Here is a 22425-nt window from a genome sequence, read left to right on the forward strand (position 1 = left end):
GCAACGCGTCGGTGGTTCACGGGAGCTCGTCGAAGCCCACGCAGGGCAGTGACATCCCGTCGGCCGTGGCCAGGAGCTTCTCCAGCCGGGCCGGGGTCACATGGTTGGCCTGATGGGCGTCGGCGACGCAGTGGGCGTAGAGCGTGGTCACACCGCCGTGCTCGGCGCTCCGGCGCAGCGCCGCCTCGACGCCGCTCAGATCGTCCCCGTACGCGAGACTCCCGCGCCCGGAGTCCACCGAGCAGCCCGGCAGGATCCGCCGGGTGGCGACGTCACCGGCCGGGACGTGGAGTTCGGCCGCGAGGGACGGGTCGGCGCGACGGGCGACCGGCACCCCGCCGCGCAGCCGCCCGAAGAGCGTGAGGAGCAGCCGGTCGGTGTCCTCGTCGCGGGCGCTGCACGGGTAGGCGAAGCTGCGGGCCGGGAAGCCGAGGCGGCGCAGCGCGTCGAGGGCGGGCACCACCTCGCGGTCGAGGTAGGCGCCGGCGCCGTGCGCGGCGACGAACTCCGGTGCGCGCTCGTGCCGCAGGCCGTGGCAGCCGACGGTGTGGCCGTCGTCCGCGAGCCGGCGCAGCAGCCGCACCTCGTCCCGGTCCAGCCGGTCGGGCTCGCAGACGAAGAAGGTGACCCGCGCTCCGTACGAGGTGAACAGCGGCGCGACCGCGGCCCACTCGCGCACGTGCCGGTCGTCGAAGGTGAGCAGCAGCGCACGGTCGAAGTTGCCGTCCGGACGGGCGGTCATCGCCCCGGCTCCTGCGGCGCCCAGCCGGGAACGGAGCCGTGCAGCGCCGTGTAGAAGGGGTCGCCCGGGACGATCTCGCCGGCCCGGACCGGGAGACCGGTGAGCGCCGCCTTGTACATCGCGGTGATCAGCTCCAGGGAGCGGCGGCCGTCCCCGGCGCTCGCCCTGGGGCGGCGCCCCGCCCGCATGTCGGCCAGGAGGGAACGGAGCTGGGCGGAGTGCGAGCTCGGGACGGACTCGGCCGGGGAGTTCCAGCGGCCCGCCCGGCCGGGGTCGACGCCGGGCGCCGGGGTGTAGGTCCAGTTCCCGTTCCCGTACCCGTAGAGATGGTTCAGCTCGATCGTGGCGTCCCGCAGATCGATCCGCAGATGGCTCGACTGGCGTGGCGAGAGTGCGCTGTTGACCACGGTGGCCAGCGCGCCCGAGGCGAAGCGCACGGTGGCGGTGGTGACGTCGTCGGTCTCCACGTCACGGGCCAGCCGGCCCGCCATGGCCCGGATCTCCGCCCAGTCGCCGAGCAGTTCGAGCAGCAGGTCGATCTGGTGGATGCCGAGCCCCATGGCGGGGCCCGCGCCCTCGGTCGCCCACTTCCCGCGCCACGGGACCGCGTAGTAGGCGTCGTCGCGGTACCAGGCGGTCTGGCAGTGGGCGACCAGTGGCGCCCCCAGCTCCCCGGAGGCGATGAGCGCCTTGGCGTGTTCGGCTCCCGAGCCGAACCGGTGCTGGAAGACGATCGGGGCGTACGGGCCCTGCTCGCCCTCGGCGGCGGTCATGGAGTCGTACTCCGCCAGGCTCAGCGCCGGCGGCTTCTCGCACCACACCCAGGCCCCGGCGGTCAGCGCGGCGACAACCTGCTCCCGGTGGGCGACAGGAGGCGAGGCGACGACGACGAGATCGGGGCGGAGCTCGCCCAGCGAAGCGGCGAGATCGGTGGAGTGGTGGGAGAGCGCGAAGTCGGCGGCGAAGGAGCGGGCGGCCGCGGGATCGGCGTCCACGGCCCCCACCACCGTGAAGTCCGAGGGAAGTCCGAGGAACGCCGGCATATGGACGGCGCGGGCGATGCTGCCCGCGCCGACGAGCAGTACACGATAAGGAGTCGCAGTCACAGAGGGCCGTCCAGGCTGAGGGCGTGAGCCGCCGGGATTGGTAAGCGTTTTCCAGCAGCTGGGGAAAGTGCCCTCCCCGAAGGAAGGGCAGTGGGTCGGGTCAGCGGGTGGCGTAGAGCGCCCCGGCACTGGTCACGGGTCCGGTGCGGAGCCGGTCCGGCCAGTCGAGGGCGAGACCGAGCGAAGAGCTCAGCCGGTCCTGGAAGGAGGCGAGCCGGTGCTCGCTCGCGCGGACCGCACGCGGCGGCAGCCGGTGCTCCAGGCAGTAGGAGACCAGTGCGCCGACCGCCTCACCGATGCTCCACTGGCCCGCGTGCCCGCCGAGCGCGGGCGCGCTGAGATGGGTGGCGCCGAGGTTCCGTCCGGCGGGGAGCAGATTCTCCACCCGTACCGGCAGCAGCGACCCCAGCGGCAGCTGGAACGGCAGGCACTCCAGGTCCAGCCCCGCGCCGCCCCCCGTCCCGGGGTGCAGGGTGATCCGGGAACGCAGGGTGCCCACGCTGTCCGTGAACGTCTCGGCGCCCGGTGCCCCGGCCCGTGCCTCGGCGGTCAGCTGGTGTTCGAGGAGGGTGAACTCGGCCCGGATGCGCCGGGATTCGCGTACGTGGGCGGCCTTGGCGAACCCGTCGCCGGTGCCCGTGACATCGGGCCGCAGCCGCAGCTCGGGGTAGCCGTGACCGCCGTCGTGCCTGGGCGCGCGGGTCTGCATCCAGTACAGGAACGACATGGCCTGCTCGCGTGCCTCCTGCTCGGCCCGCGCCCGTACCTCGTCCGCACAACCGGCGAGCGGGAGCCCGCTGTAGGCGGTCTGCTCCCAGTCGACCAGGGTGATGTCGCTGTCGAACGCACCGGGCAGATACCGGCTCCGGGCGAGCGCCCGCAGCTGGTGCCAGCGGTCGTTGGGCGGTGCCGCCCAGGGCGGGACGTCGTCCGGCTCGTGCAGGAACAGCGGCACGGAGCGGGCCGGTCCGCCGCCCGGCTCCGCGGTGTCCCAGGAGAAGGCGTCGGACCACCGGTCGTAGCCGGCCGGCCGGTCCACCGTGTGGTCCTCGCCGGGGCGGTGGTCCAGGGCGAAGACCCAGGAGACCGGCTGCTGGTCCAGCGGATCGGCGACGGCGGGCGCGTGCGGCTCGCCGGTCTCCTCACGGGACTCGGCGCCGGTGACGTGCTCGACGCCCGCGAGGGCGAGCAGCTCGCCCAGGTCCGTCGCGTCGACGACGTAGCGGGCGCCGACCGTCAGCGGCCGGCCGTCCGCCCGCGCCAGGGTCACCGCGGTCACCCGGTCGCCGTCCGCCTGGGCCGCGACCGGACGGTGGCCGAGCAGCAGGGTGAGCCTGCCGGCGGCGAGGTGCGGGGCCAGGAGCTCCTGGACGACCGCGAGTGCGGCACGCGGCTCGTGGCTGAGATGGCCGGTGGTACTGAGGCCGGGGTCGAGCAGGGGATCGGCGAACGGCTCGGGGCACAGCGGGTAGTTGCGGCGGTAGAAGTCGCGTATCCGCTCGCGCAGATCGCGGTAGCCGGGGGAGACGGGGTCCAGTTCGATGCGGTGTCCGTCGGCGAGCGGCACGGCCTGCGCGGTGAACAGACCGCCGGGCCAGTCGGTCGCCTCGGTGAGCACGACGCGGTGTCCGAACCGGGCGGCGGTCAGCGCGGCGGCGAGACCGCCGAGACCGGCACCGACCACCAGGATATCGGTCCCGAGTTCGAGGGTACGGGGGGTGGGGACGGCGAACACAGGAGTCTCCTCCCTCAGGGCCGGCGGGCGGCGACGGTACGGAGCCGGACCGGCACGGAATCGCGCGTCCTGATCCGGACGGGAAGCACGATCTGCTCGGCGCTCCGGTACGGGTCCTCGCCCGCCGCGCGCTCCGCGATCCGGGTGGCCAGCTGTTCGACCGCCCGCAGGCCGATCTCCCTGGCGGGGAGCCGGGCGGCGAAGCTGGTGAGCGGCAGCAGGTCGTAGGGGCCGGCGTCGTCCATACCGGCCAGCACGATCTCGTCGGGCACGGCGACGCCGAGCGCGGCCAGGTCGGCGGCCGCGGTGGCGACGGCGAAACCGTGGGCGCACAGCAGCGCGGTCGGCGGCTCGGGCGAGCCGAGCAGCTCGGTCAGCAGCTCCTTGCGGTCGTCCTCGGACAGTGCCGTGTACGAACGCAGCGCGGTCAACTGGGGGAGCAGGGGCTGGTCATGGGCGCGCAGCGCCTGCTTGTGCCCGGTCATCCGGTCGTGGACGCTGGTGCACTGCGTCTCGCCCCAGAGCGTCGCTATCCGCTCGTGGCCGTCGGCCAGCAGGTGTTCGGTGAGCCGGTAGCCGACGTCGTAGTTGTCGGCGGTGACCGCGTCGATGGCGAGGCCCGGGAAATACCGGTCGACCAGGACCATGGGGATGCGCAGGCGCCTGATCCCGGCGAGCACGCCGGGATCGGGCACGCCCTGGACGGGGTAGAGGATGATGCCCTCGACCCGGTCCTCGACGGCCTGGCGCAGCACCTGGTCCTGGCGGGCCAGCGAGGCTTCGTGCGAGGCATGCCCCGTCTCGGTCATATGGACGGCGGAGTCGGAGAAGAACAGCCGCATCCCGCGCTTCGAACAACCGGACTCGATCCCGCGCAGCACCTCCGACTGGTACGGACCCTGGCCGCTGATGATGCAGGCGATCACCCCGGTCCGGTGCGCCGCGGTGGGCTCCGCGGCCCGGTCCTCTGGGTCGGCGACAAAGGTCCCCTGGCCGCGCCGGCGCACCAGCAGCCCTTCCGCGACGAGGTCGTTGAGCGCCCGGACGGCGGTGGTGGAGCTGACCTGGAAGCGCTCGCGCAGCTGGTTCTGAGTGATGAACGGAGCACCGGCCTCGTACTCGTCGCGTGCCACCTCTGCCCGCAACTCGTCCTTGATGCGCTGGTACTTGGGCCCGGACGTACCCATCCGGCCACCACCCTTTCGGATTTGACGCGTCAATCGGCGTTGACCTCAGTGTGGTGGGGGTTAATGCATTATTTCAAGGGAGTTGCAGGGAAAGGATCGGCAACTTGGTGCGTAAAGCAGGGTGTTTGGAACTTTGACGCGTCAACTGGCCGTTCCGAACGGAGCCTTGATCTGCGGGATCAGCCGATCGCGCGGGGCGGCGGTGCCGTGCTGGCCCTTACCACCAGGCGCGAAGGAACGGCGAGCGTGCGCGGCGAAGCCGTCGCGTCACCAAGGGCCAGCAGCAGCGCCCGGCGGCCGATCTCCTCCAGCGGCAGCCGTACGGTGGTCAGCGCGGGCGTGACGTCGCAGGCCACGGGCAGGTCGTCGAAGCCGACGACGGAGACGTCGGAGGGAACGCTCCGGCCGAGGTCGTCACGGAGCGCGGCGAGCGCACCCAGCGCCATGGCGTCGTTGAGCGCGAACAGCGCGGTGATCCCCGGCGACCTGCGGAACAGCCGCACCGCCGCGGTCCGCCCGCCCTCCCGGGTGAAGTCGGCCTCCACGCGGTGGTGCTCCTGCACGACGACGCCCAGCTCGGCGGCCCGCTCCAGGAAGCCGAGCAGCCGTTCCTGCACGGAGACCAGGGCCAGTGGCCCGCAGATGACGCCGATCTCGGTGTGCCCCAGCCCGGCGAGGTGCTCGGCGACCGCCCGGCCGCCCTCGCGGTTGCCCGGCACGATGGTGTCCACCGGAAGGTCCTGGTGCGCGACGGCGGTCACCCGGCCGCCCTGTGCCGCGAAGGCCTCCAGCTCCTGGGTGAGCGCGGGGCTCCCGCCGGTGAAGCCGGATCCGGCGAGGACCACGGCGCGGGCCCGCTGCGCCCGCAGCCGGGCCACGTACTCCGCCTGGAGTCCGGGCTCGTGGAAGGTGCCCGCCAGCATCACCAGGAGCTTGTGGTCGCGGGCGACCTCCATGACACCGGCCGCGATGGCGGAGTAGTACGCGTCGTTCACGTCGTGCACGACCAGACCGACGATGGACGTCGTGGACTGCACGAGCGCGCGGGCCGGTGCGTTGGACACGTAGCGGAGCCGGGCGGCCGCCTCCAGGACACGCTCCTGGAGCTCCTGGGTGACGTTGCGGTCGCTGTCGCTGAGGACGCGTGAAGCCGTGGCGAGAGAGACCCCGGCGTCCTGCGCGACCTGCTGGAGCGTCACGGCGGACGACGGGCGGGGACGGGCTGAACGTCGATTGACCTGGCTCTGCATGGGGCTACGATAGCCGCACTGAAAGCGTTTTCCCATTGCGCACGCCATAGGAAACCGGCCACAGGCACCCTCCCGCCCGTGAGGTCGGTCCGCGCGCCACCGGCCCGGGACGGCACCCGGGCCCCGGTCGGCGGACGCAGCCGGGGCCGCACGCTGCGCTCGGCACCGGTGAGCGACAGCTCCACGTACAGGCCGCCACGGCCCTGGTCCGGGTTCACCACGGGTGCTCCGCGAGATACTCGGTGATCCGTTCCCGGTCCCACCGCCCGTCCGCGACGGTGACCCGGTAGCGGCGGGCCAGGGTGTCGCCCGGGGCGAGCTCCAGCTCCTCGTGGAACGCGAAGGAGGGGGCGACCGCGGCGAAGGGCTCGTCGCGGACGAACCAGTGCGCCGGGTGGGTGCCGCCCGCTCCCGTGTGATCGTTCTCCGGGGCGTGCCGGAAGATCAGTGTGGCGTGCCCGTCGGCGCCGTCGTGTTCGCCGCTGTAGGCCAGCCAGGGTGCCTGCGTTCCCATCAGCGCCGGGCCCTCCCCGTCCGGGCCGAGGATCCGGCCGCCGCGGAAGGCGCGCGGCCCGCGCCAGAAGAGGCCGGTGTAGCCGGCCGCCTCCCGGCCGTGGGTCGTCGGGCTGCCGAAGAGCAGCGGTTCGGTACGCCGGTTGGTGATCGCGCTGGACCAGGTCAGCGTCCAGCTGCCGCCGGTGCCCTTCCCCGTGGTGCCGGTGCGGGATCCGGCACCGGCACCGGCGTGCTCGACGTCGTGCAGTTCGATCCGGCGCAGCTCGTCCGCCCAGTGCGTGCCGTCGTTGTGGCGCCAGCTCAGCCGCTCCGCGACGACCGCGTGTCCGGCGTCCGCCGTGATCTCGTCGAATCCGATGTGCGCCATCGACCCCACCCGCTCGGGAAGCGGCAGGTAGTCCTGGCCGTGCACATAGGTGTTGCCTCCCCACAGGTTCTGCCCGGAGAGGTGGGAGGCCGTCATCTGGAGGCCCTTGTGCCAGCGGTGATCGTTGGGCCGATAGTCGGTGACAACGTTATCGGTCAGTGTGCGCATGGGGTGGATGTACGGCTTGGGGGCCTCCCAGGCCGCTTCCGGGCGGTAGACGTAACTGATCAGATCGATGCCGCCGCGCTCCTCCGTGACCGTGATCCGGTCGCCGTGGGCGTGCGTGATGCGCAGTGGGCTGTTCATGTCCCGAGTCTCCTGGATGCGACTGGAAAGCGCTTACCGAAACTTAGGGCCTGCGCCGGAGGGGCGTCAACAAGAACGCGGGCCGAGAGCGGCTGCGATGCGGAAGGGGCGGTGCGCGTGTGCCGCGGTCAGCCGGTGGTCAGGCCGAAGACGGTGATGATCACCAGGTAGCACACTGTCACGACGGCGGCCCCGGCCACATGGACCCGGACCGACCGCGCGCGGCCGGGCAGCAGCCAGAACGCGAGTGCCCGGTTGACCAGTGGCATGAGCAGCCAGGTCAGGATGCTCACGCTCAGTACATTGCTGAGGAACAGTGCGACGTACCCCGGCACCCCCAGGTGCTTGAACCAGTCACCTGCCGTCAGCTCCAGAATCATCACCGTCGGATACAGCGCCAGCACCACGGACATGGCCTGCTTCCAGTTGGGCGGCACGCCCTCCTGCGGGCCCGACCCGAAGCGGAACCAGCCGCCGAACGCCGAGCCGATCTTGCGTACGTCGTAGGAGTCGAAATGGCCGTGACCTTCCTCGACGAGCCGCCGGCGGGCATCGGATGCGAGCCATGCCTCCAAGTGTTCCCGGGTGTCGAACCGGAAGGCCACCACCCAGCGGTCCTGGATGCCCTTCACCGGTCTGAACAACTCGGACCCCATGAAACCCGGTTGCTTCTCCTGCTCCTTGAGGATCTTGGACTGCCAGTGCAGGAAGTCCTGCTCGTGACCCGGTCGCACATCGTGCGAGATCACGGCCGTGACGACGTCGTCGGTCGGCGTCCCGCCGGAGAGCACCTCCTGCGTGGCCGGTCCGTCGAACAACGGAAGGCCCTCGTCGAGGAGTTGCTGACGCGCTGCCGACTCCAGCCAGCGCGTGAGCTGTTCGAGGCGGGAGAAACGGAATACGACGACCCACTCGTTCTCGTCACCGGAAGCCGGTGGGTACATCTCCGTCCCCTGGAACCCGTCGAAACCCCGCACGACTTCGTTGGCCCTCTCCTGCCAGCGTCTGTAGTCGTCGTTCCGGCCGGCCCGGACCCTCTGGGAAATGACGACCGTGGCACTGCCGCCGGGGTCGGGGCTTGCACGGGTACTCATGCGGAGTAGTCTAGTTCTAAAGGGAGTTATCGGACAAATAGGGCATTTTTGGCCCCGAAAGGTGGTCGTGCCAGGAGGGCGGGCGCCGGATGAAGAGGGGTTCCGTGATGGGGCACAAGGAATTCATGGCCGAAGCCGTGCGGCTGGCCACCGAGTCTGTCGAGGAGGGCTGGGGCGGGCCGTTCGGCGCGGTGATCACCAAGGACGGCGAGATCATCGCGCGTGGGCAGAACCGGGTACTGCTCACCGCCGATCCGACCGCTCACGGCGAGGTGGAAGCCATCCGCAAGGCTATTCAGGTCTTCAATCCCGAGGCCCCCAGCATCTCCGAGGCGTACCTGGACCGGTACACGCTCAAACTGGTGCCGCGCCCCGAGGGCTCGCCCGATGTCGTGCCGGAGCGTGCCCGGATGCTGCAGGGGTGCACGATCTACACGAGCGGGGCCCCGTGCCCGATGTGTATGAGCGCCATCTACTGGGCCCGTATCGGTGCCGTCTACTACAGCTGTGACTGGAAGGCGACCCAGGAGATCGGTTTCGACGACGCTTTCCAGTACGAGGACTTCGCCAAGCCGCCGGACCGGCGCAGTATCACGCTCGAACAGATCCATCCCGAACTGGGGACCACGTCCTACCGGGCCTGGGCGGACAGGGCGAACAAGCACCCCTACTGAAGAAGCAGCGACCGAAGACCAGGGGACCGGGGAACCGGGGATGCCGGCCGGCCTGCGGAGCCGGCACGGCACGGCGGCCGACGTCTTGCCGCACACTCATGGAAGAGCGGCAGGACGTCGGCCGCTGGTGCGGGGCGGGTCCTACTTGGGCGGACGGATGCTTCCGCCGCCCATGTTGCCCTGCTGGTCGCACTGCTCCTGCAGCTTCCGGGCCTTCTCCTGGAGCCGCTGGCGCTGCTCAGGGTCGGTGGTGCGCTCGGCAGCCTCGGTCATGTGCCGGGCCTTGTCACGCAGCTGCTGCGCACGGTCACCGGATTCACGTGCAACGCTCATCATCGCTCCTTGTGCGGTTGGGAAGAGCGGGCTCCATCAGAGAACCAGCGCCGCCGGGTCGCCGCACCTTGAATCGTCACTCGGAGTGACAGGCTCCGGGGGGTGTCGCGACGCTGGCATGATCAAAGGCATGAACGAGAGCATCATCGCCGCGTGTGACGGGGCGTCCAAGGGCAATCCGGGACCCGCGGCCTGGGCATGGGTCGTGGCCGACACGCAGGGCCGGCCCGAGCGCTGGGAAGCGGGACCGCTGGGCACCGCGACCAACAACGTCGCCGAACTCACCGCGCTGCGGCAGCTGTTGGAGTCGACGGACCCCGCCGTGGCGATCGAGGTACGGATGGACTCGCAGTACGCGATGAACGCGGTGACCAAGTGGCTGCCGGGGTGGAAGCGCAACGGCTGGAAGACCTCGGCCGGCAAGCCGGTGGCCAACCGTGACCTGGTGGTCGCCATCGACGCCCGGCTGACCGGACGGACCGTGCGCTTCACCTACGTCCCGGCCCACCAGGTGGACGGCGACCCGCTCAACGCAATCGCCGACCAGGCGGCCAGCGAGGCCGCGGTGGCCCAGCGGCCGGCCGGAACCGCGCACGGCTCCACGCAGCTGCCCACACCGGCCCCGGCTCGGGCGACCGAGGGCCGACGTGCCGGCGCGGCGACGAAGAAGGCGGCGGGCGCGGCACGTCCCGCCCGTTCCGGCGGCACCATCAAGGCCAGGTTCGCGGGCCGCTGCCACTGCGGAAAGCCCTACGCGGCACAGGACCTGATCGCCAAGAACCCCAACGGCTGGGGCCACCCGGAGTGCCGCACCGCCCCCGCCTGAGGAGCGTTGCCGCCCGGAGCGGGCCGCCGGGTGGGGCAGTGCCCGTCCGGCGGATCGAGGTCGGGTGCGCCCGATGCCCCCGCGCGACCGGGTCCGCGTGCCATGATGCGCATCCGGTGGCGGTGTCCGCGCATTCCTGGGGGGCGATGCCGACGCCGCTCGCAATGGTGGGACGCTGGGGGGCGGATGGGAAGCAAGGGCACGGTCCTGCGTGAGCTGCGCGGCGCGCAGAAGACGGCCAAGGGGGTGTCGCTCTACTCGCGGTACGTGAACCGGCCGGCGGGCCGGGTCCTCGCGGCCGGTGCGTACCGGATGGGGTTGACGCCCAATCAAGTCACGTTGATCAGTGCGGCCTTCACGTTCGCCGCGATCGCCTCGGTGGCGCTCGTCCGCCCCTCCGCCGGTCTCGCGGTCGCGGTGTACGCGGGGCTCGCCATCGGCTTCGCCCTCGATTCGGCCGACGGGCAGCTGGCCAGACTCACCGGCGGGGGAGGCCCGGACGGCGAGTGGCTGGACCATGTCGTGGACTGCGCCAAGATGATCCTCGTGCACACCGCCGTGCTGATCTCCTTCCAGAGATTCTCCGGAGTGCCCGGCGAGGGGTGGCTGCTCCTGCCGCTGGGTTTCCTGTTCACGGCGGTGCTTACGTTCTGCGCGGGGCTGCTGCGCGAACAGCTGGGGAAGGCGGCCGCCCGGCCCGTGCCCGGCGCCGGGGCCACCGCCCCGGTGTCCCGGCTACGGGCCGTGGCGCTGCTGCCCGCCGACTACGGAGTGTTCTGCCTGGTGTTCCTGCTCCTCGGCGACCGCACCGCGTTCCGCATCGGCTACGCGGTGCTCGCCGCCGTGCACGCGCTGTTCCTGGTGATGTTCCTCGCCAAGTGGTTCACGGAGCTCAGAGCGCTCCGGACTGCCGACTGACGAGTGTGTCCAGCGCCCGGCGCAGCTGGGTGCTGGACGTGTGCACGGTGTACGGGAAGTAGACGACCTCCACGCCGACCTCGGCGAAGTCGCGTTCCAGCCGTTCGCCCTTCTCCGTGTCCCGCCAGTCGTCCCCCTTGAAGATCACGTCGAACCTCACCTGCTGCCAGGTCTCGACCTTGTCGGGCACCGTCTCGACGAACGCCGCGTCCACGTAGCGCACGCTGCGTACGATCTCCAGGCGCTCCGGCAGCGGAATCACCGGCCGATGGCCCTTGGCGAGCGCGGCCATCTCGTCCGAGACGACCCCGGCGACGAGGTAGTCGCACTGACTGCGGGCGTGCCGCAGGATGTTGAGGTGTCCCACATGGAAGAGGTCGTAGACCCCCGGCGCGTAGCCGACCCTGTGCACCATCCGTTCTCTCCCCCCACGGTGAACGTGATGTCCGTGTCCCGCAGCAGTTGTCCGGACATGCCATCCGGTGCGGTGGGATATCGGTATCGGTGTTGATGGAGCAACGACCTTACTGTGAAGACCACTTGCGCATCTCGTGAACGGATAAGCTCGCTTTTGGGGCTGTTCCCGGAGGGGAGTCTGGGGGCTGTTCCTTGGGGGAACACCGAATGTTCCGGGGGGAAGGCGAGCTTCCATGTCCGATGCCGATCGTCACAAGCCGTTCGAGGGCCGTACCCTGCTGGTCGTCTCGACGAACTACGCGCCGGAGCTGACGGGCATCGGCCCGTACGCCGCGCAGCTCGCCGAGCACTGGGCGGCGGCCGGGGCGGACACCCACGTACTGACCGGGATGCCGCACTACCCGTCCTGGCGGACCGAAGCGGAGTACCGGGGGGTGTGGCGGGTCGCCGAGAAGCGGGCTGGGGTCACCGTGCACCGGCGAAGACACTATGTGCCGTCCCGTCAGACGGCCCTGCGCAGAGCCGCGTTCGAGGCGACGGTGCTGGGGCACGGTCTGCTGTCGCCGCCCGCCTCCAGCCCGCCCGACGCGGTTTTCTCGCAGGTGCCCAGTCTCGCCGGGGGCGTCATCGGTGCCCGGCTGGCCGGCCGCCACCGGGTCCCGTACATACCCGTCGTGCAGGATCTGATGGGCGCCGCCGCCGCGCAGAGCGGCATCCGGGGCGGCGACCGTGCGGCAGCCGTCGCCTCGGCCGCCGAAGGGTACGCGCTGCGCTCCGCGGCCCTCGTCGGCGTCATCCACGAGAGCTTCGTGCCCCGCGTCACCGCGTACGGCGTGGACCCGGGACGCATCCGTACGGTGCCCAACTGGTCGCATGTGCGGGCCCCTTCCGCCGACCGGGCCGGGACCAGGGCGCGCCTCGGCTGGAGCGAGGGCACCCCGGTGGTCCTGCACTCCGGGAACATGGGGCTCAAACAGGGCCTGGAGGTCCTCGTCGACGCGGCCCGGCTCGCGCCGGAGATCCGCGTGGTGCTCATGGGCGACGGGAATCAGCGCGAGGCGCTGCAGGCGCGCGCGGCGGGGTTGCGCAACCTCGACATCCTGCCCCCGGCCGACGCGGGCGAGTTCACGGACATCCTCGCCGCCGCCGACGTGCTCGCGGTGACCCAGCGGGCCTCCGTGCTCGACATGAGCGTCCCCTCGAAACTCACCTCCTACTTCGTCTCGGGCCGGCCCGTGGTGGCCTCGGTCGCCGAAGGGGGAGGCACCGCGCAGGAGGTCCAGCGGTCCGGCGCCGGGCTCCTCGTCGCCCCGGAGGACCCCGCGGCGCTGCTGTCGGCCGTGCGCAAGCTCGTCGAGGCGCCGGCCGGGGCGGACGCGCTCGGGGCCAACGGACCCCAGTACGTCGCACGTCACCTGGGCCGCGAGGCGGGCCTGGCCCGCTTCGACGCCCTGCTCACCGAGGTCCTCGCGGACGCCGAAGGGAGACCACGCAGATGAACCAGCCGATCCGCGCCCTGGAGGACCAGGACGAACCCGCCCTGCTGAGGGACCAGTTCCGCCAGCTCCTGCGCTACCGGGCCCTGCTCGCCCTCGGCGTGGTCGTCGGGCTGGTCGGGGGCGGCTGGCTCGCGCTGAGCGGCGAGGAGAGCTACACATCGACCGGGGAGGTCGTCGTACGTTCCGCCGCCTCGGACCCGTTCGCCGCCGGTGCCTCCGCCGACAAGGGCATCAACATCGGCTCCGAGCGGCAGACCGCCGTCAGCGACACCGTGGGCACCCTGGCCGTCACCACCCTGGCCGGACAGGGCGACCGGGTGGCGGTCGGGCCGCTGCTCTCCGGCCTCCAGGTCACCAACCCGCCCAACACCCTCGTGCTCCGCTTCGCCTACACCGGCCGCACCCCCGCACTGGCGAAGGCACGGGCCCAGGCGCTCGCCGACGCCTACCTGGAGATCCGCCGCCAGCGCACCGAGAACAGCATCGCCCACATGGTCGACGGCTACCGCGCCCAGCTGACCCCGCTCACCGAACAGCGCGACCAGCTGGCGGCGCAGACCGGCAGCAGCAACGACGTGACCAGCGCACGGGCCAACCTCGTGGTCGCGATCTCCGAACTCAGCCGGAAGATCTCCGAGCTGCGCGCACTGGACACCACCCCCGGCTACCTGACGAAGAAGCCCACCGCCCCGAGCGAGCCCACCGGCGCCGGACTGCCCCTGCTGCTGGGGCTCGGCGGTGTCGTCGGACTCGCACTGGGACTGCTGCTGTCCTGGGTCCGCCTGGTCTTCGACCCGGCCGTGCGCTCGACCCGGGAACTGGTCGGTTCGCTCGGCGCACCCCTGCTCGGCACCCTGCCCAGGGAGCGTGCGTACGGCGGCTCGCTGCTGGCCATCGGGCGGAGCGGGAGCAGGCTCGCCGAGGAGTACCGCGCGGTCGCCTTCCGGCTCGCCTACGATCCGTCGTTCGCCGAGCGGCGCAGGCTCCTGGTCACCGCCCCGCGCGGGGACGGCGCGGCGGCGGCCGCCGCCGCGGCCAACCTGGCCGCGGCCTTCGCCGAGATGGGACGCGACGTGATCCTGGTCGAGGCCGATCTGCGCACGCCCGCACTGGCCGGGGACCTTGGCCCGGCGGCGCAGGGTTCCCGGCCGCGCTGGGCGACCCGGGGCCGGCGCGCCTGGCCGTCGGACAGCCAGATGAACGTGGACGTACCCGGGTCGGGCGCCTTCACCCTGATAGCGGGCCGGCGTACGGACAACGTGCCGCGTGCCCTGACATCGGCACCCGTCGGCCGGATCGTCGCCGAGGGCGACCGGCCCGACGCCGTCGTCATCGTGCTGGCCCCGCCCGTACTGTCGTACGCCGACGCCGTCGCTCTGATCGACAGGGTGGAGAGCGTCGTGGTGGTCTGCGACCCGCGCGAGGTCCACCGCAGCGACCTGGAGCGGATCCGGGAGATCATCGGGGCCGCGGGCGGCTCCGTGCTCGGCGCCCTGCTGCACCCCGGCCTGAGCCGCCACGAGCGCCGGGCCCGCCGGAAGGCCGCCAAGCGCCGGCCGGGCAGCCGGCCGGCCCGGGACGAAGCGGGCAGCGGGCCGGAACACACCGGTGATCCCGCCGAGACGCTGGGGCTGCGCCCCTTCGACTCCACCGCCGGACACAGATGAGGGCACGTACCGCGATCGTCTGCTCGGTCGCGGACCAGGGCGTGGCAGCGCTCACCAACATCCTGGTGCTGGTGACGGCCGCCCGGCTCTCCACCGTGGCGGAGTTCGCCCGCTTCTCGGCGGTCTACCTCGTCTTCACGGTGCTGCTGGGCGTGTCCGGCGCCCACACCGGGCAGCCGCTCGTGCTGCGGCGCGGCGGGAGCGAGGAGGTGCGCGGCGCCTGCCGGTCGGCGGTGGCGTTCACCCTGCTCGCGGCGGCGGTGCTCGGCGCGGCCCTGGCCGGGGTCTGCCTGCTGGTGCCGGGCGCCACCGCGGACGCCCTGATGGCGCTGGGGTTCGTCCTGCCGGTGGTGCTGGGCCAGGACACCGTGCGTTATGCCTTCTCCACCCTGCACCTGCCGCATCTGGCGCTGGCGGGCGACGTCCTGCGACTGGTCTGCGTACTGGGCGCGTTGGCCCTGCAACCGCATGGCGCCCCCGCCGCCCGGCTCGTCACGGTGTGGGGGCTCGCCGCGCTGCCGGCCCTGATCCTGTCGGCCGCCCTGCTGCACCGGAGGGTGGCCGGGGCGCCGGTGCGGCCGGGGGTCCTGCTGCGGCGGGGCCACCTCGGGCGGCGCTTCGTGGTGGAGTTCGCGGTGGGCAACGCCACCGGCCAGCTCTCCGTGCTCGGACTCGGCGCGGTCGGCAACCCGCTGGTGGTCGGCGCGCTGCGCGGCGCGACCACCCTGTTCGGGCCGCTGAACGTGCTGTTCACCTCGGCCACCGGCTTCGGCCCGCCCCTGCTGGGCAGACTCGCCGGCGAACGGCGCAGGGTGCGGGCCGCCGCCGTGCTCGCGGCCGTCCTCGCGGCGGGCGCCGCCGCCTGGGCCACCGTACTGGCCCTGCTGCCCGACCCGGTCGGACGCCGGCTGCTGGGCGACACCTGGCCCACGGCCGCCGCCCTGCTCCCGGCGACCGGCAGCCAGTACGCGGCGATGGCGGTCGGTACCTGCGGGCTGCTGGCCCTGCGGATGCTCGACCCGCGCACCACGCTCGCCATCCAGGTGATCTTCTCCCTCGCCTCCGTCGCCTTCCTCACCGGCGGCTATGCGCTGGGCGGGGTCCCGGGCGCGGCCTGGGGCCTGTGCCTGGGCTCCGGGTGCAAGGCGGTGGCCACCTGGACCAGAGTGGCCCGGCTCGCGAACCGCACCGCCGCGGCGCGGGCACCCCTCAGCGCGGGCGCCGCCCGTCCCGGCGAAAGCTCGTGACCAGCAGCAGACAGAGCGCCGCGACGGCCAGCTTGCCGACGGACTGCAGCAGCGGACCGCGCAACAGGATGAAGGCGTACCCGGCGACCAGCGGAGCGGTGACCGCCAGGACGCTGCCGGGCCCCGGACCGTCCCGCGAGACGGCCCGCGCGTACCGCCGGTCGGTACGGGCGGCGGCGTACCCGATCAGCGCGAGACCACCGACCATGCCCGGCGCACCGAAGTCGACCCACAGCTCGGTCCACAGCGGCGCCGACAGGTTGGTCATGTTCATCCCCATCCACTGACCGACGCGCACCCCCGTGTCCTCCGGCTTGCCGCTCCACACCGACCGGGGCACGAAGAAGAGTGCGGAGCCCGCCAGTTGACGCCCGTAGGTGTGGCCGCGGGTGTCGACCCAGGTGATCGTGTTGGCGAACATCACCGTCTGGTCGTAGTCCTTGGTGGCCAGCGGCTCGAAGACCGACGACGAGTCCACCGGCCGGTACCCGGCGCTGTCGTACCGGAACCGGTCCGCGTAGGGGAACAGCACCAACGCCCCGACCACCCCCATGGCCAGCACCGAGCGGTACATCGCCGCGCTGCTCGGGAAGGCGGTGAAAAGCAGCGAGACCAGTACCGTCAGGAACCAGTAACGGGCGCTGGAGACCGGGTTGTTGACGATCACATTGAGGACGAACAGCCCGGCCCAGACCAGCACCGCCGACGGGGAGCGCCGGGCCGCGCGCGAGGTCACCAGACGACGGGTGAAGAAGAGCAGCGCCAGCAGCGCGGGCACCGTGCCGAAGCCCTTGAGGAAGGCCGACCCCACATTGGACCCGTCCGACCCCACCCCGCTCCCCGCCACCGAGGCACTGATCTCCTGACGGCTGGTGAAGAAGACCGCCGGCCCGCCGACCTTCAGGATGTAGTAGCCGCTCGCCGCGAAGGCCAGCAGAACCAGCAGCCCGAGCCGCCCCGGGTGTGCCACCGCCGGGCGGCCCCCGGAACGCGCGGCGACCCGCCGCCGCAGCGGCCGCCGCGACGCCAGCAGGGCCCCCAGATCGAACGCGGCGCAGCCCACCAGGATCAGCGCGACGGCCGTCACCAGATCCGACCGCGGCCCGACCATCGGGGTGGGCGTCTGACCGATGACGGCCTGGGCGAACGGCGCCACGCCCATCGCGATGTAGACGAACATCCAGAAGATGCCCTGCAACAGGCGCCGCCGGGTGGAAAGGACCATGGTCGCGAGCCGGATCCCCGCATAACAGGTCAGCACCAGCTGCAGCCAGTACGCGGTGTCGCGGACCCCGGTGCCGGGCTGCGCGGCGATCACCGCGGGCAGGAAACAGACCAGGGCGAGGATGAGGGGCACGGCCAGGGCGCGCGAGAGCATCGCCCACGAACCGGGCCCGGCCTGCGCGTGGCCCGGCTCCCGCGGGCCGTGCTCCGGTACGGGCGCGGACGGCGCCGCCTCGTGCACGGACGTCATGTGCTCCCCGTTTCCGTGGACCTGTGAACACTCTAACGAATCAACCCACTTGGGGGGTTTGGATGACTAGTCTGTGAAACGTCGGCCGCGGTTGAGGGGAACCCTGGTGAAGATCCTGCACGTCGTCACACTGCACACTCCGGACCACGCGTTCGGCGGCCCGACCAGGGTGGCGCTCAACCTGTCGAAGGTCCAGCGGGCCGCCGGCGACGACGCCAGGATCATGGCGCTCGGAGACGGTTTCGAGGGCCCCCTCCCGCGCGGGATCGAGGGGGTGCCGGCGCATCTCTTCCAGGCCCGCCATCTGCTCCCCGCGTTCGAGGTCAGCGGCATCACGTCCGGTGCGCTCCTGCGCACCGCGTACCGCATGATGCGCGGCGCCGACCTCGTCCATGTCCACCTGATGCGCGACCTGGTGACACTGCCCGCCGCGCTGCTCGCCCTGGCCTCCCGCACCCCCCTGGTCGTCCAGACCCACGGCATGGTGGACCCCACCGAGAACCGGGTCGCCCGGCTCACCGATCTGCTGGGCGTGCGCAGGGTGCTGCGCGGCGCCGACGCCGTACTGCACCTCACCGAGACGGAACGCCTCGATGTGAACGCCGTCGCCGCACCGGTCCCGCTGACCCGGACCGTACGGCTGGTCAACGGGGTGCGCCCGCAGGAGATCAAACCCGTCCGGGAGTCCGGCCGGCCGCCGACGGTCCTCTTCCTCGCCCGGATCCAGGAGCGCAAGCGCCCGGAGGACTTCGTCGCCGCGATGCCCGCGGTCCTGGCCCGGCATCCGGACGCCCGCTTCGTGCTGGCCGGCCCCGACACCGGAGCGCTGGCCGCGACCCTCGAACTCGCCCGCAGGCTGGGAGTGCTGGGATCGCTCGACCATGTGGGGCCGCTCGGTCACGAGGAGGTCCTGGCGGCGGGGCGGCGGGCCGATGTGTACGTACTGCCGTCGATCGAGGAGCCCCTGGGGGTGTCCGTCCTCGAAGCGATGTCGGTCGGCACCCCCGTCGTCATCACCCGCACCTGCGGGCTCGGCCCCGATGTGGCGCGCGCGGGCGCGGGCCGGGTGATCGACAGCCGGGTCGGCGAGGACGGGAAGAACGCCCTCAAGGTCGCCGCCGCCGTCCTGGAACTCCTCGAACCGGAGACCAACGCCCGTACGGGCAGGGCCGCCTGGGACCTGGTGAACGAGGACTTCACCATCGAGGCCGTGACCGCCACCCTCCGGCGGACCTACGAGGACGTGGTCCGCCGGAGGGGCGTACGGGTCAAACGGTCTTCCCCTCACGGGACTTGAGGGCGATCTGCCAGCGGTAGAAGCTCATCGCCAGCGCGAAGTCGAACCCCGCCCTCCCGTCGAGGAACCCCCGCCGGTACAGATACATGTAGGCGAACGACACCAGGGGCTTGAACGGTGCCTTGTGGAACAGCTGTCCCTGGCGCGACTTCACCCTGCGCACCTGCTCCTTGACCTCGGGGTGGTGCTCCAGCCACGCCTCCCAGTCCGAGTAGCGGTTGTGCCGCTCGAACCAGGCGGTGACCGGGTCGAGATCCTGGTGCTCGATCGGATTGCGGAGCGAGCCGACCGAATCCGCGACCGGCTGGTAATGGCCTTCGACCTCACCGATGCCCGGCGCTTCCAGATCACCCACCTCCGGATACCGGCAGCGGGTGCGGTCGGTCAGTGACCGCTTGCGGATGGTGTAGCCGTGCCGCAGCCGCTTCCCGGAGAACCAGTAGCCGAGCGGAATGTCGTACGCCGCCGGCTTCGGCGCGGCCGGGTCGGCGAAGACCTGCCGCAGTTCGGCCAGCAGCCCGGGACCGATCCGCTCGTCGCCGTCGAGCAGCAGGATCCAGTCCAGGTCCGTGCGGACATGGTCCAGACACCACTGCTTCTTGCGCGGATGACCGCCGTCCCAGGTGTACGTGACCACCTCGGCACCGCACTCCTCGGCGATCTTCACCGTCTCGTCCGTGCTGTGCGAGTCGACGACGACCACCGCCTCGAAATGGCCGAGTACCGACGTCACCGCCTCGGCGATGTTGAGCCCCTCGTTCTTCGTGGGGATCGCCACGGCTATCGGCAGCTTGCTCATCCGAGGTCTCCTTCGGGCAGCCAGGCGTAGCAGCCTGTGGAGGTGAAGACACGGGCCTGCCGGGGCACGGTGATCGTGGTCCGCTTCCCGGCGGAGCCGGAGCCGGAGGCCAGGGTCCTGTCGTCCGTGCCGGCGATCCGCCAGGTGCAGTCTCCGGTGGGGGAGACGTCGCGGTAGCGGCCCGGCCGGATCTGCTCGTTGCGGTACGTGCCGTCCGCGTATCCCCGGTCGGCCTCCCGCAGCAGATCCCGGTGCTGGGTGCAGAGGTGCTCGACGGCGGGTCGCGCGTCGGCGATCTCGCCCGTCACGATCGCACCGACCGCCACGTCCCGGTCGGCCTTCACCAGGAACCGCAGCCGGTCGCAGGTCTCCTGACCGGTCTGGAGCACCGCCGCGGGGTCCATGCCCCTGGGCACCCGGTCGACCAGATACTCCTTCTCCTTCCGGGTGAACGAACCGGTGGCCGGGGTGAGCCGGTCGCTGGGCAGCTTCGGCGGCTCACTCGTGCGCGGGGCCGAGGGGGCAGCGGTGGCGGTGGTGCCGGACCCGGCTGTCGGGGCGGCGAGCGGGGCATGCGTGGCCGTGGTTCCGGCGCCGCTCGCACCGTCCCGCCCCCCGGAGGACGAGCCGCAGGCGGCCAGCGCCGCCGTCAGTACGACGACGGCGGCACCGGCCCGGAACGGATGCCTCATCCGGCTGTCCTCAGCGCGTAGTGGGCACTGATCTGCGCGCTGCTCAGCGCGGTGGGGTAGACGGCGGTCTCGTCGATCTGCCCGGCGAAGAAATTGCTCGTCGGCTTGGACGGCCAGCCGTTCAGATTGTCCCCGCCGACCCGCCAGTAGCCGTCGTACTTCTCGTTGCCGGTGTAAAGCGCGTTCGAGGCGCGGAGCTGCCCGTCGACGTACAGCGCCATGCCGCCGGGTCCCTGCGTCGCGACCACGTGGTGCCAGGCGCCGTTGTTGTAGGCGCCGGGTGTGGTGACGGTCCGGGCACTGCCGCTCTTCACGCCGAAGACCAGCCGGCCGTCGTCGCGCATGTACACGTGCTTGTCGTACTGGGTGCTGTTCTGCATGGTCAGACTGCCGAAGCCGACGATCTTCCCGCCCTTGGTGGTCGTGGTCCTGAACCACGTCTCCACCGAGAACCTGGCCGGCTGCGGATGGCGCTTGTTGCTGTAGACGTACTGCGTCGAACCGTTGAGGCCGATCGCGGTCGAGGGGCCCGCGACGGCGGCCGGGGTCACCCGCCGGGTGGGGGAGTTGCGTACGAACCCGTTGTTCCGCCCGCCGCTGCTGTCGCCCGCGAGGGTCGAGGCGGTCTCGTCGTACCGCCAGTAGAGCGAAGCGCCGTCCGCGAGCACCTTGGCCGGATACTTCTCGGCCGTGGAGGTCACGGTGGCGGACACGGCGGCCGACTTGGCGCTGGTGTTGGTGCCGTCACTCGCGCTGATCCGGTACGAGTGCGTCTCGCCCGCCGCCACGTCCGTGTCCGTCCAGCTCAGCTGCGGCCGGTCCCAGAACAGCGAGTAGCCCGTCGTGGTGTGCACCGGGGTGCTCGCGCCGTCCTTGTAGATCCGGTAGGTGAGTTCCCCGTCGTCGGTGTCGAAGCTGGTCTGCCAGTCGACCACCACCTTCCCCGGGGCGATCGTGGACAGGGTCACGTTGGGCACCCACGGGGCCCCGGTGTCAAGGCCGTCGGCGAACCGGGTCAGACCCTGCTGCGCGGCGCCGTTGACGGTGGTGAACTCGCCGCCGACCCACAGGTAGTGATGACCGCCCTTGTCGGTCTGGGCCATCACCCGGGGCCCGACCGGCTCCCCGATGCCGTCGTTGGTGTCCGGGAACCAGGGCAGCAGCTTCGGGTCGTCGACGGACTGGGCCAGCAGATGCTTGCGCGGCTGGTTGGGGAACTCGCCCATGGTGGCGCAGTCATGGGCGTGACTCCCGCTGTACAGCACACCGTCGTGCACCAGGACGGTCTGGGTGGCGCCGAGGCAGGTGTCCCGCCAGCGCTGCTCGAAGTCGCTCAGGTCCAGTGCGATCCGGCCGTCGAAGACACCGCCTCCGGTGCCCTCGTTGGCGGTGTAGAAGCCGGTGGCGTCCGTGGTGAGGTCCTGCACCGTGGAGGTGTTGGGAATGAACCCGGCCGGGTAGCTCTTGGTCACCGCCCCGGTCGTGGCGTCCACGACCGCCAGCGCGTGCGACGTGGCGCCGTTGACCTTGAAGAAGTTGCCGCCGAGCAGCACGTGCTTGCGGTCGGGCGTCAGCTCGACGGCCCGGCCGATCTCGTCCGCGTCGGCCTTCCACGGCTTCAGCGCGGCGCCCGTGGTGACCGCGGCGAACTTGTTCCTGGTCTGTCCGGCCACCGTGTTGAAGTCACCGCCCAGGTACACGGTGTCGGCGGTGACGGCGAGGGCCCGCACCGTCGCGGAGACGGAGACCTTGAAGTCCTGGCGCGGGGTGCAGCTCGCAGTGTCGATCGCGGCGATGTTGCTGACCCCGACACCGCTCACCGACCCGAACTGCCCTCCGACGTACAGGGTCTTCTGGTCCGGCGAGAGTGCCAGCGCCCGTACGGTCGCCGTGCCGGACGAGAGGGTGAACGACAGGCTGCAACCGGTCGGCGCACCGGTCGCGGCGTCGAAGGCGGCGAAGTTCACCGCGGGCTGCTCAGAGGTGCCGGCCGCCGCGTCCGGCGGCCGTACGGTGGAGAAGGTGCCGCCCGTGTAGACGACGCCGGCGTCCGACGCGGCCATCGACCAGACGATGCCGTTGGTCTGCCAGGTGGTGAGGTCGTCCGCGGTCAGCGAGACCGGCGGGGTGAGGGCCGCGGCCGGGGAGCCCCCGGACGCGGCGGCGGACAGTGCTCCGGCGAGCAGGCAGAGCGCGGCGGCGGCGGCACGTACCCGGCCGCGGCGTACGGGTCTGCGGCCCGTGGTTGCGTTCATCATTCAGCTCCGAAGGTGAGAACG

Annotated in this window: 20 protein-coding genes; 7 read left to right on the top strand and 13 right to left on the bottom strand. The window is 71.8% G+C overall.

Going from position 1 to position 22425, the window contains the following annotated elements:
• Window positions 1-16: 16 nt before the first annotated feature.
• The 7 genes from ACFYY7_RS28705 to ACFYY7_RS28735 form a co-directional block, all read right to left on the bottom strand.
• Window positions 17-742, bottom strand: coding sequence for a polysaccharide deacetylase family protein (locus ACFYY7_RS28705; RefSeq protein WP_388665805.1), 726 nt, complete (start codon window positions 740-742; stop codon window positions 17-19).
• Complete coding sequence (locus tag ACFYY7_RS28710) at window positions 739-1848, bottom strand: Gfo/Idh/MocA family protein (RefSeq protein ID WP_388665807.1); 1110 nt, start codon at window positions 1846-1848, stop codon at window positions 739-741. Before ACFYY7_RS28710 ends, ACFYY7_RS28705 begins: the two co-directional genes overlap by 4 nt.
• A gap of 100 nt (window positions 1849-1948) precedes the next feature.
• Window positions 1949-3583 (bottom strand): FAD-dependent oxidoreductase, encoded by a 1635-nt coding sequence (locus tag ACFYY7_RS28715; RefSeq protein WP_388665809.1) that lies wholly within the window; start codon window positions 3581-3583, stop codon window positions 1949-1951.
• Window positions 3584-3597: 14 nt separating this feature from the next.
• Window positions 3598-4770 carry a GntR family transcriptional regulator gene (locus tag ACFYY7_RS28720; protein ID WP_388665811.1) on the bottom strand — a complete coding sequence of 391 codons (1173 nt, stop codon included), beginning with the start codon at window positions 4768-4770 and terminating at the stop codon, window positions 3598-3600.
• A 179-nt stretch (window positions 4771-4949) separates the two neighbouring features.
• Complete coding sequence (locus ACFYY7_RS28725) at window positions 4950-6020, bottom strand: LacI family DNA-binding transcriptional regulator (RefSeq protein WP_388665813.1); 1071 nt, start codon at window positions 6018-6020, stop codon at window positions 4950-4952.
• Between the two features lie 214 nt (window positions 6021-6234).
• Entirely contained in the window at window positions 6235-7209 is a 975-nt protein-coding gene (locus tag ACFYY7_RS28730; RefSeq protein WP_388665815.1) for a PmoA family protein, read from the bottom strand.
• A 128-nt stretch (window positions 7210-7337) separates the two neighbouring features.
• Window positions 7338-8303, bottom strand: coding sequence for an antibiotic biosynthesis monooxygenase (locus tag ACFYY7_RS28735; protein ID WP_388665817.1), 966 nt, complete (start codon window positions 8301-8303; stop codon window positions 7338-7340).
• Between the two features lie 107 nt (window positions 8304-8410).
• On the opposite strand from ACFYY7_RS28735, the gene ACFYY7_RS28740 reads away from it, so the two are divergent.
• Window positions 8411-8977 (top strand): nucleoside deaminase, encoded by a 567-nt coding sequence (locus ACFYY7_RS28740; protein ID WP_356085329.1) that lies wholly within the window; start codon window positions 8411-8413, stop codon window positions 8975-8977.
• Between the two features lie 141 nt (window positions 8978-9118).
• Here ACFYY7_RS28740 and ACFYY7_RS28745 read toward each other — a convergent pair whose 3' ends face one another.
• Entirely contained in the window at window positions 9119-9310 is a 192-nt protein-coding gene (locus tag ACFYY7_RS28745) for a DUF6381 family protein (protein ID WP_388665819.1), read from the bottom strand.
• A gap of 130 nt (window positions 9311-9440) precedes the next feature.
• Between ACFYY7_RS28745 and ACFYY7_RS28750 the strand changes: the two genes are divergently transcribed.
• Window positions 9441-10136, top strand: a complete 696-nt coding sequence (locus ACFYY7_RS28750; protein ID WP_388665821.1) for a ribonuclease H — start codon at window positions 9441-9443, stop codon at window positions 10134-10136.
• A gap of 186 nt (window positions 10137-10322) precedes the next feature.
• On the top strand, window positions 10323-11054 hold the full coding sequence (locus ACFYY7_RS28755; RefSeq protein WP_388665823.1) for a CDP-alcohol phosphatidyltransferase family protein: 732 nt from the start codon (window positions 10323-10325) through the stop codon (window positions 11052-11054).
• Here the strand turns inward: ACFYY7_RS28755 and ACFYY7_RS28760 are convergent.
• The gene (locus tag ACFYY7_RS28760) at window positions 11029-11469 is read right to left on the bottom strand and encodes an adenylyltransferase/cytidyltransferase family protein (protein ID WP_388665824.1); all 441 of its coding nucleotides are present in this window, start codon (window positions 11467-11469) and stop codon (window positions 11029-11031) included. The genes ACFYY7_RS28755 and ACFYY7_RS28760 overlap by 26 nt on opposite strands.
• A 235-nt stretch (window positions 11470-11704) precedes the next feature.
• On the opposite strand from ACFYY7_RS28760, the gene ACFYY7_RS28765 reads away from it, so the two are divergent.
• From ACFYY7_RS28765 to ACFYY7_RS28775, 3 genes are read left to right on the top strand one after another with little or no spacing between them, the layout of a single operon-like run.
• Window positions 11705-12970 (top strand): glycosyltransferase, encoded by a 1266-nt coding sequence (locus ACFYY7_RS28765; protein WP_388665826.1) that lies wholly within the window; start codon window positions 11705-11707, stop codon window positions 12968-12970.
• The gene (locus ACFYY7_RS28770; RefSeq protein WP_388665828.1) at window positions 12967-14637 is read left to right on the top strand and encodes a lipopolysaccharide biosynthesis protein; all 1671 of its coding nucleotides are present in this window, start codon (window positions 12967-12969) and stop codon (window positions 14635-14637) included. The genes ACFYY7_RS28765 and ACFYY7_RS28770 overlap by 4 nt, the downstream gene beginning before the upstream one ends.
• The gene (locus ACFYY7_RS28775) at window positions 14634-15884 is read left to right on the top strand and encodes a hypothetical protein (RefSeq protein ID WP_388665830.1); all 1251 of its coding nucleotides are present in this window, start codon (window positions 14634-14636) and stop codon (window positions 15882-15884) included. The genes ACFYY7_RS28770 and ACFYY7_RS28775 overlap by 4 nt, the downstream gene beginning before the upstream one ends.
• Here ACFYY7_RS28775 and ACFYY7_RS28780 read toward each other — a convergent pair.
• Entirely contained in the window at window positions 15847-17358 is a 1512-nt protein-coding gene (locus tag ACFYY7_RS28780; protein ID WP_388665832.1) for a hypothetical protein, read from the bottom strand. The two genes, ACFYY7_RS28775 and ACFYY7_RS28780, sit on opposite strands and share 38 nt — an antisense overlap.
• Window positions 17359-17464: 106 nt before the next feature.
• Between ACFYY7_RS28780 and ACFYY7_RS28785 the strand changes: the two genes are divergently transcribed.
• On the top strand, window positions 17465-18655 hold the full coding sequence (locus tag ACFYY7_RS28785; protein WP_388665833.1) for a glycosyltransferase: 1191 nt from the start codon (window positions 17465-17467) through the stop codon (window positions 18653-18655).
• Here the strand turns inward: ACFYY7_RS28785 and ACFYY7_RS28790 are convergent.
• From ACFYY7_RS28790 to ACFYY7_RS28800, 3 genes are read right to left on the bottom strand one after another with little or no spacing between them, the layout of a single operon-like run.
• Entirely contained in the window at window positions 18627-19454 is an 828-nt protein-coding gene (locus ACFYY7_RS28790; protein WP_351256164.1) for a glycosyltransferase family 2 protein, read from the bottom strand. The two genes, ACFYY7_RS28785 and ACFYY7_RS28790, sit on opposite strands and share 29 nt — an antisense overlap.
• On the bottom strand, window positions 19451-20146 hold the full coding sequence (locus ACFYY7_RS28795; protein WP_388665835.1) for a hypothetical protein: 696 nt from the start codon (window positions 20144-20146) through the stop codon (window positions 19451-19453). Before ACFYY7_RS28795 ends, ACFYY7_RS28790 begins: the two co-directional genes overlap by 4 nt.
• Window positions 20143-22404 carry a LamG-like jellyroll fold domain-containing protein gene (locus ACFYY7_RS28800; protein ID WP_388665837.1) on the bottom strand — a complete coding sequence of 754 codons (2262 nt, stop codon included), beginning with the start codon at window positions 22402-22404 and terminating at the stop codon, window positions 20143-20145. Before ACFYY7_RS28800 ends, ACFYY7_RS28795 begins: the two co-directional genes overlap by 4 nt.
• Window positions 22405-22425: the final 21 nt, after the last annotated feature.

The sequence above is a fragment of the Streptomyces sp. NPDC001933 genome, from assembly GCF_042890955.1.
Taxonomy (GTDB): Bacteria; Actinomycetota; Actinomycetes; order Streptomycetales; family Streptomycetaceae; genus Streptomyces.

Excerpts from the sequence above, each read along its gene's own strand:
- ACFYY7_RS28795 (WP_388665835.1), bottom strand. The coding sequence starts at position 20,146 with ATGAGGCATCCGTTCCGGGCCGGTGCCGCCGTCGTCGTACTGACGGCG.
- ACFYY7_RS28705 (WP_388665805.1), bottom strand. The coding sequence starts at position 742 with ATGACCGCCCGTCCGGACGGCAACTTCGACCGTGCGCTGCTGCTCACC.
- ACFYY7_RS28720 (WP_388665811.1), bottom strand. The coding sequence starts at position 4,770 with ATGGGTACGTCCGGGCCCAAGTACCAGCGCATCAAGGACGAGTTGCGG.
- ACFYY7_RS28745 (WP_388665819.1), bottom strand. The coding sequence starts at position 9,310 with ATGAGCGTTGCACGTGAATCCGGTGACCGTGCGCAGCAGCTGCGTGAC.
- ACFYY7_RS28760 (WP_388665824.1), bottom strand. The coding sequence starts at position 11,469 with ATGGTGCACAGGGTCGGCTACGCGCCGGGGGTCTACGACCTCTTCCAT.
- ACFYY7_RS28755 (WP_388665823.1), top strand. The coding sequence starts at position 10,323 with ATGGGAAGCAAGGGCACGGTCCTGCGTGAGCTGCGCGGCGCGCAGAAG.
- ACFYY7_RS28730 (WP_388665815.1), bottom strand. The coding sequence starts at position 7,209 with ATGAACAGCCCACTGCGCATCACGCACGCCCACGGCGACCGGATCACG.
- ACFYY7_RS28800 (WP_388665837.1), bottom strand. The coding sequence starts at position 22,404 with ATGATGAACGCAACCACGGGCCGCAGACCCGTACGCCGCGGCCGGGTA.
- ACFYY7_RS28750 (WP_388665821.1), top strand. The coding sequence starts at position 9,441 with ATGAACGAGAGCATCATCGCCGCGTGTGACGGGGCGTCCAAGGGCAAT.
- ACFYY7_RS28735 (WP_388665817.1), bottom strand. The coding sequence starts at position 8,303 with ATGAGTACCCGTGCAAGCCCCGACCCCGGCGGCAGTGCCACGGTCGTC.
- ACFYY7_RS28765 (WP_388665826.1), top strand. The coding sequence starts at position 11,705 with ATGTCCGATGCCGATCGTCACAAGCCGTTCGAGGGCCGTACCCTGCTG.
- ACFYY7_RS28725 (WP_388665813.1), bottom strand. The coding sequence starts at position 6,020 with ATGCAGAGCCAGGTCAATCGACGTTCAGCCCGTCCCCGCCCGTCGTCC.
- ACFYY7_RS28790 (WP_351256164.1), bottom strand. The coding sequence starts at position 19,454 with ATGAGCAAGCTGCCGATAGCCGTGGCGATCCCCACGAAGAACGAGGGG.
- ACFYY7_RS28740 (WP_356085329.1), top strand. The coding sequence starts at position 8,411 with ATGGGGCACAAGGAATTCATGGCCGAAGCCGTGCGGCTGGCCACCGAG.
- ACFYY7_RS28775 (WP_388665830.1), top strand. The coding sequence starts at position 14,634 with ATGAGGGCACGTACCGCGATCGTCTGCTCGGTCGCGGACCAGGGCGTG.
- ACFYY7_RS28770 (WP_388665828.1), top strand. The coding sequence starts at position 12,967 with ATGAACCAGCCGATCCGCGCCCTGGAGGACCAGGACGAACCCGCCCTG.
- ACFYY7_RS28780 (WP_388665832.1), bottom strand. The coding sequence starts at position 17,358 with ATGACGTCCGTGCACGAGGCGGCGCCGTCCGCGCCCGTACCGGAGCAC.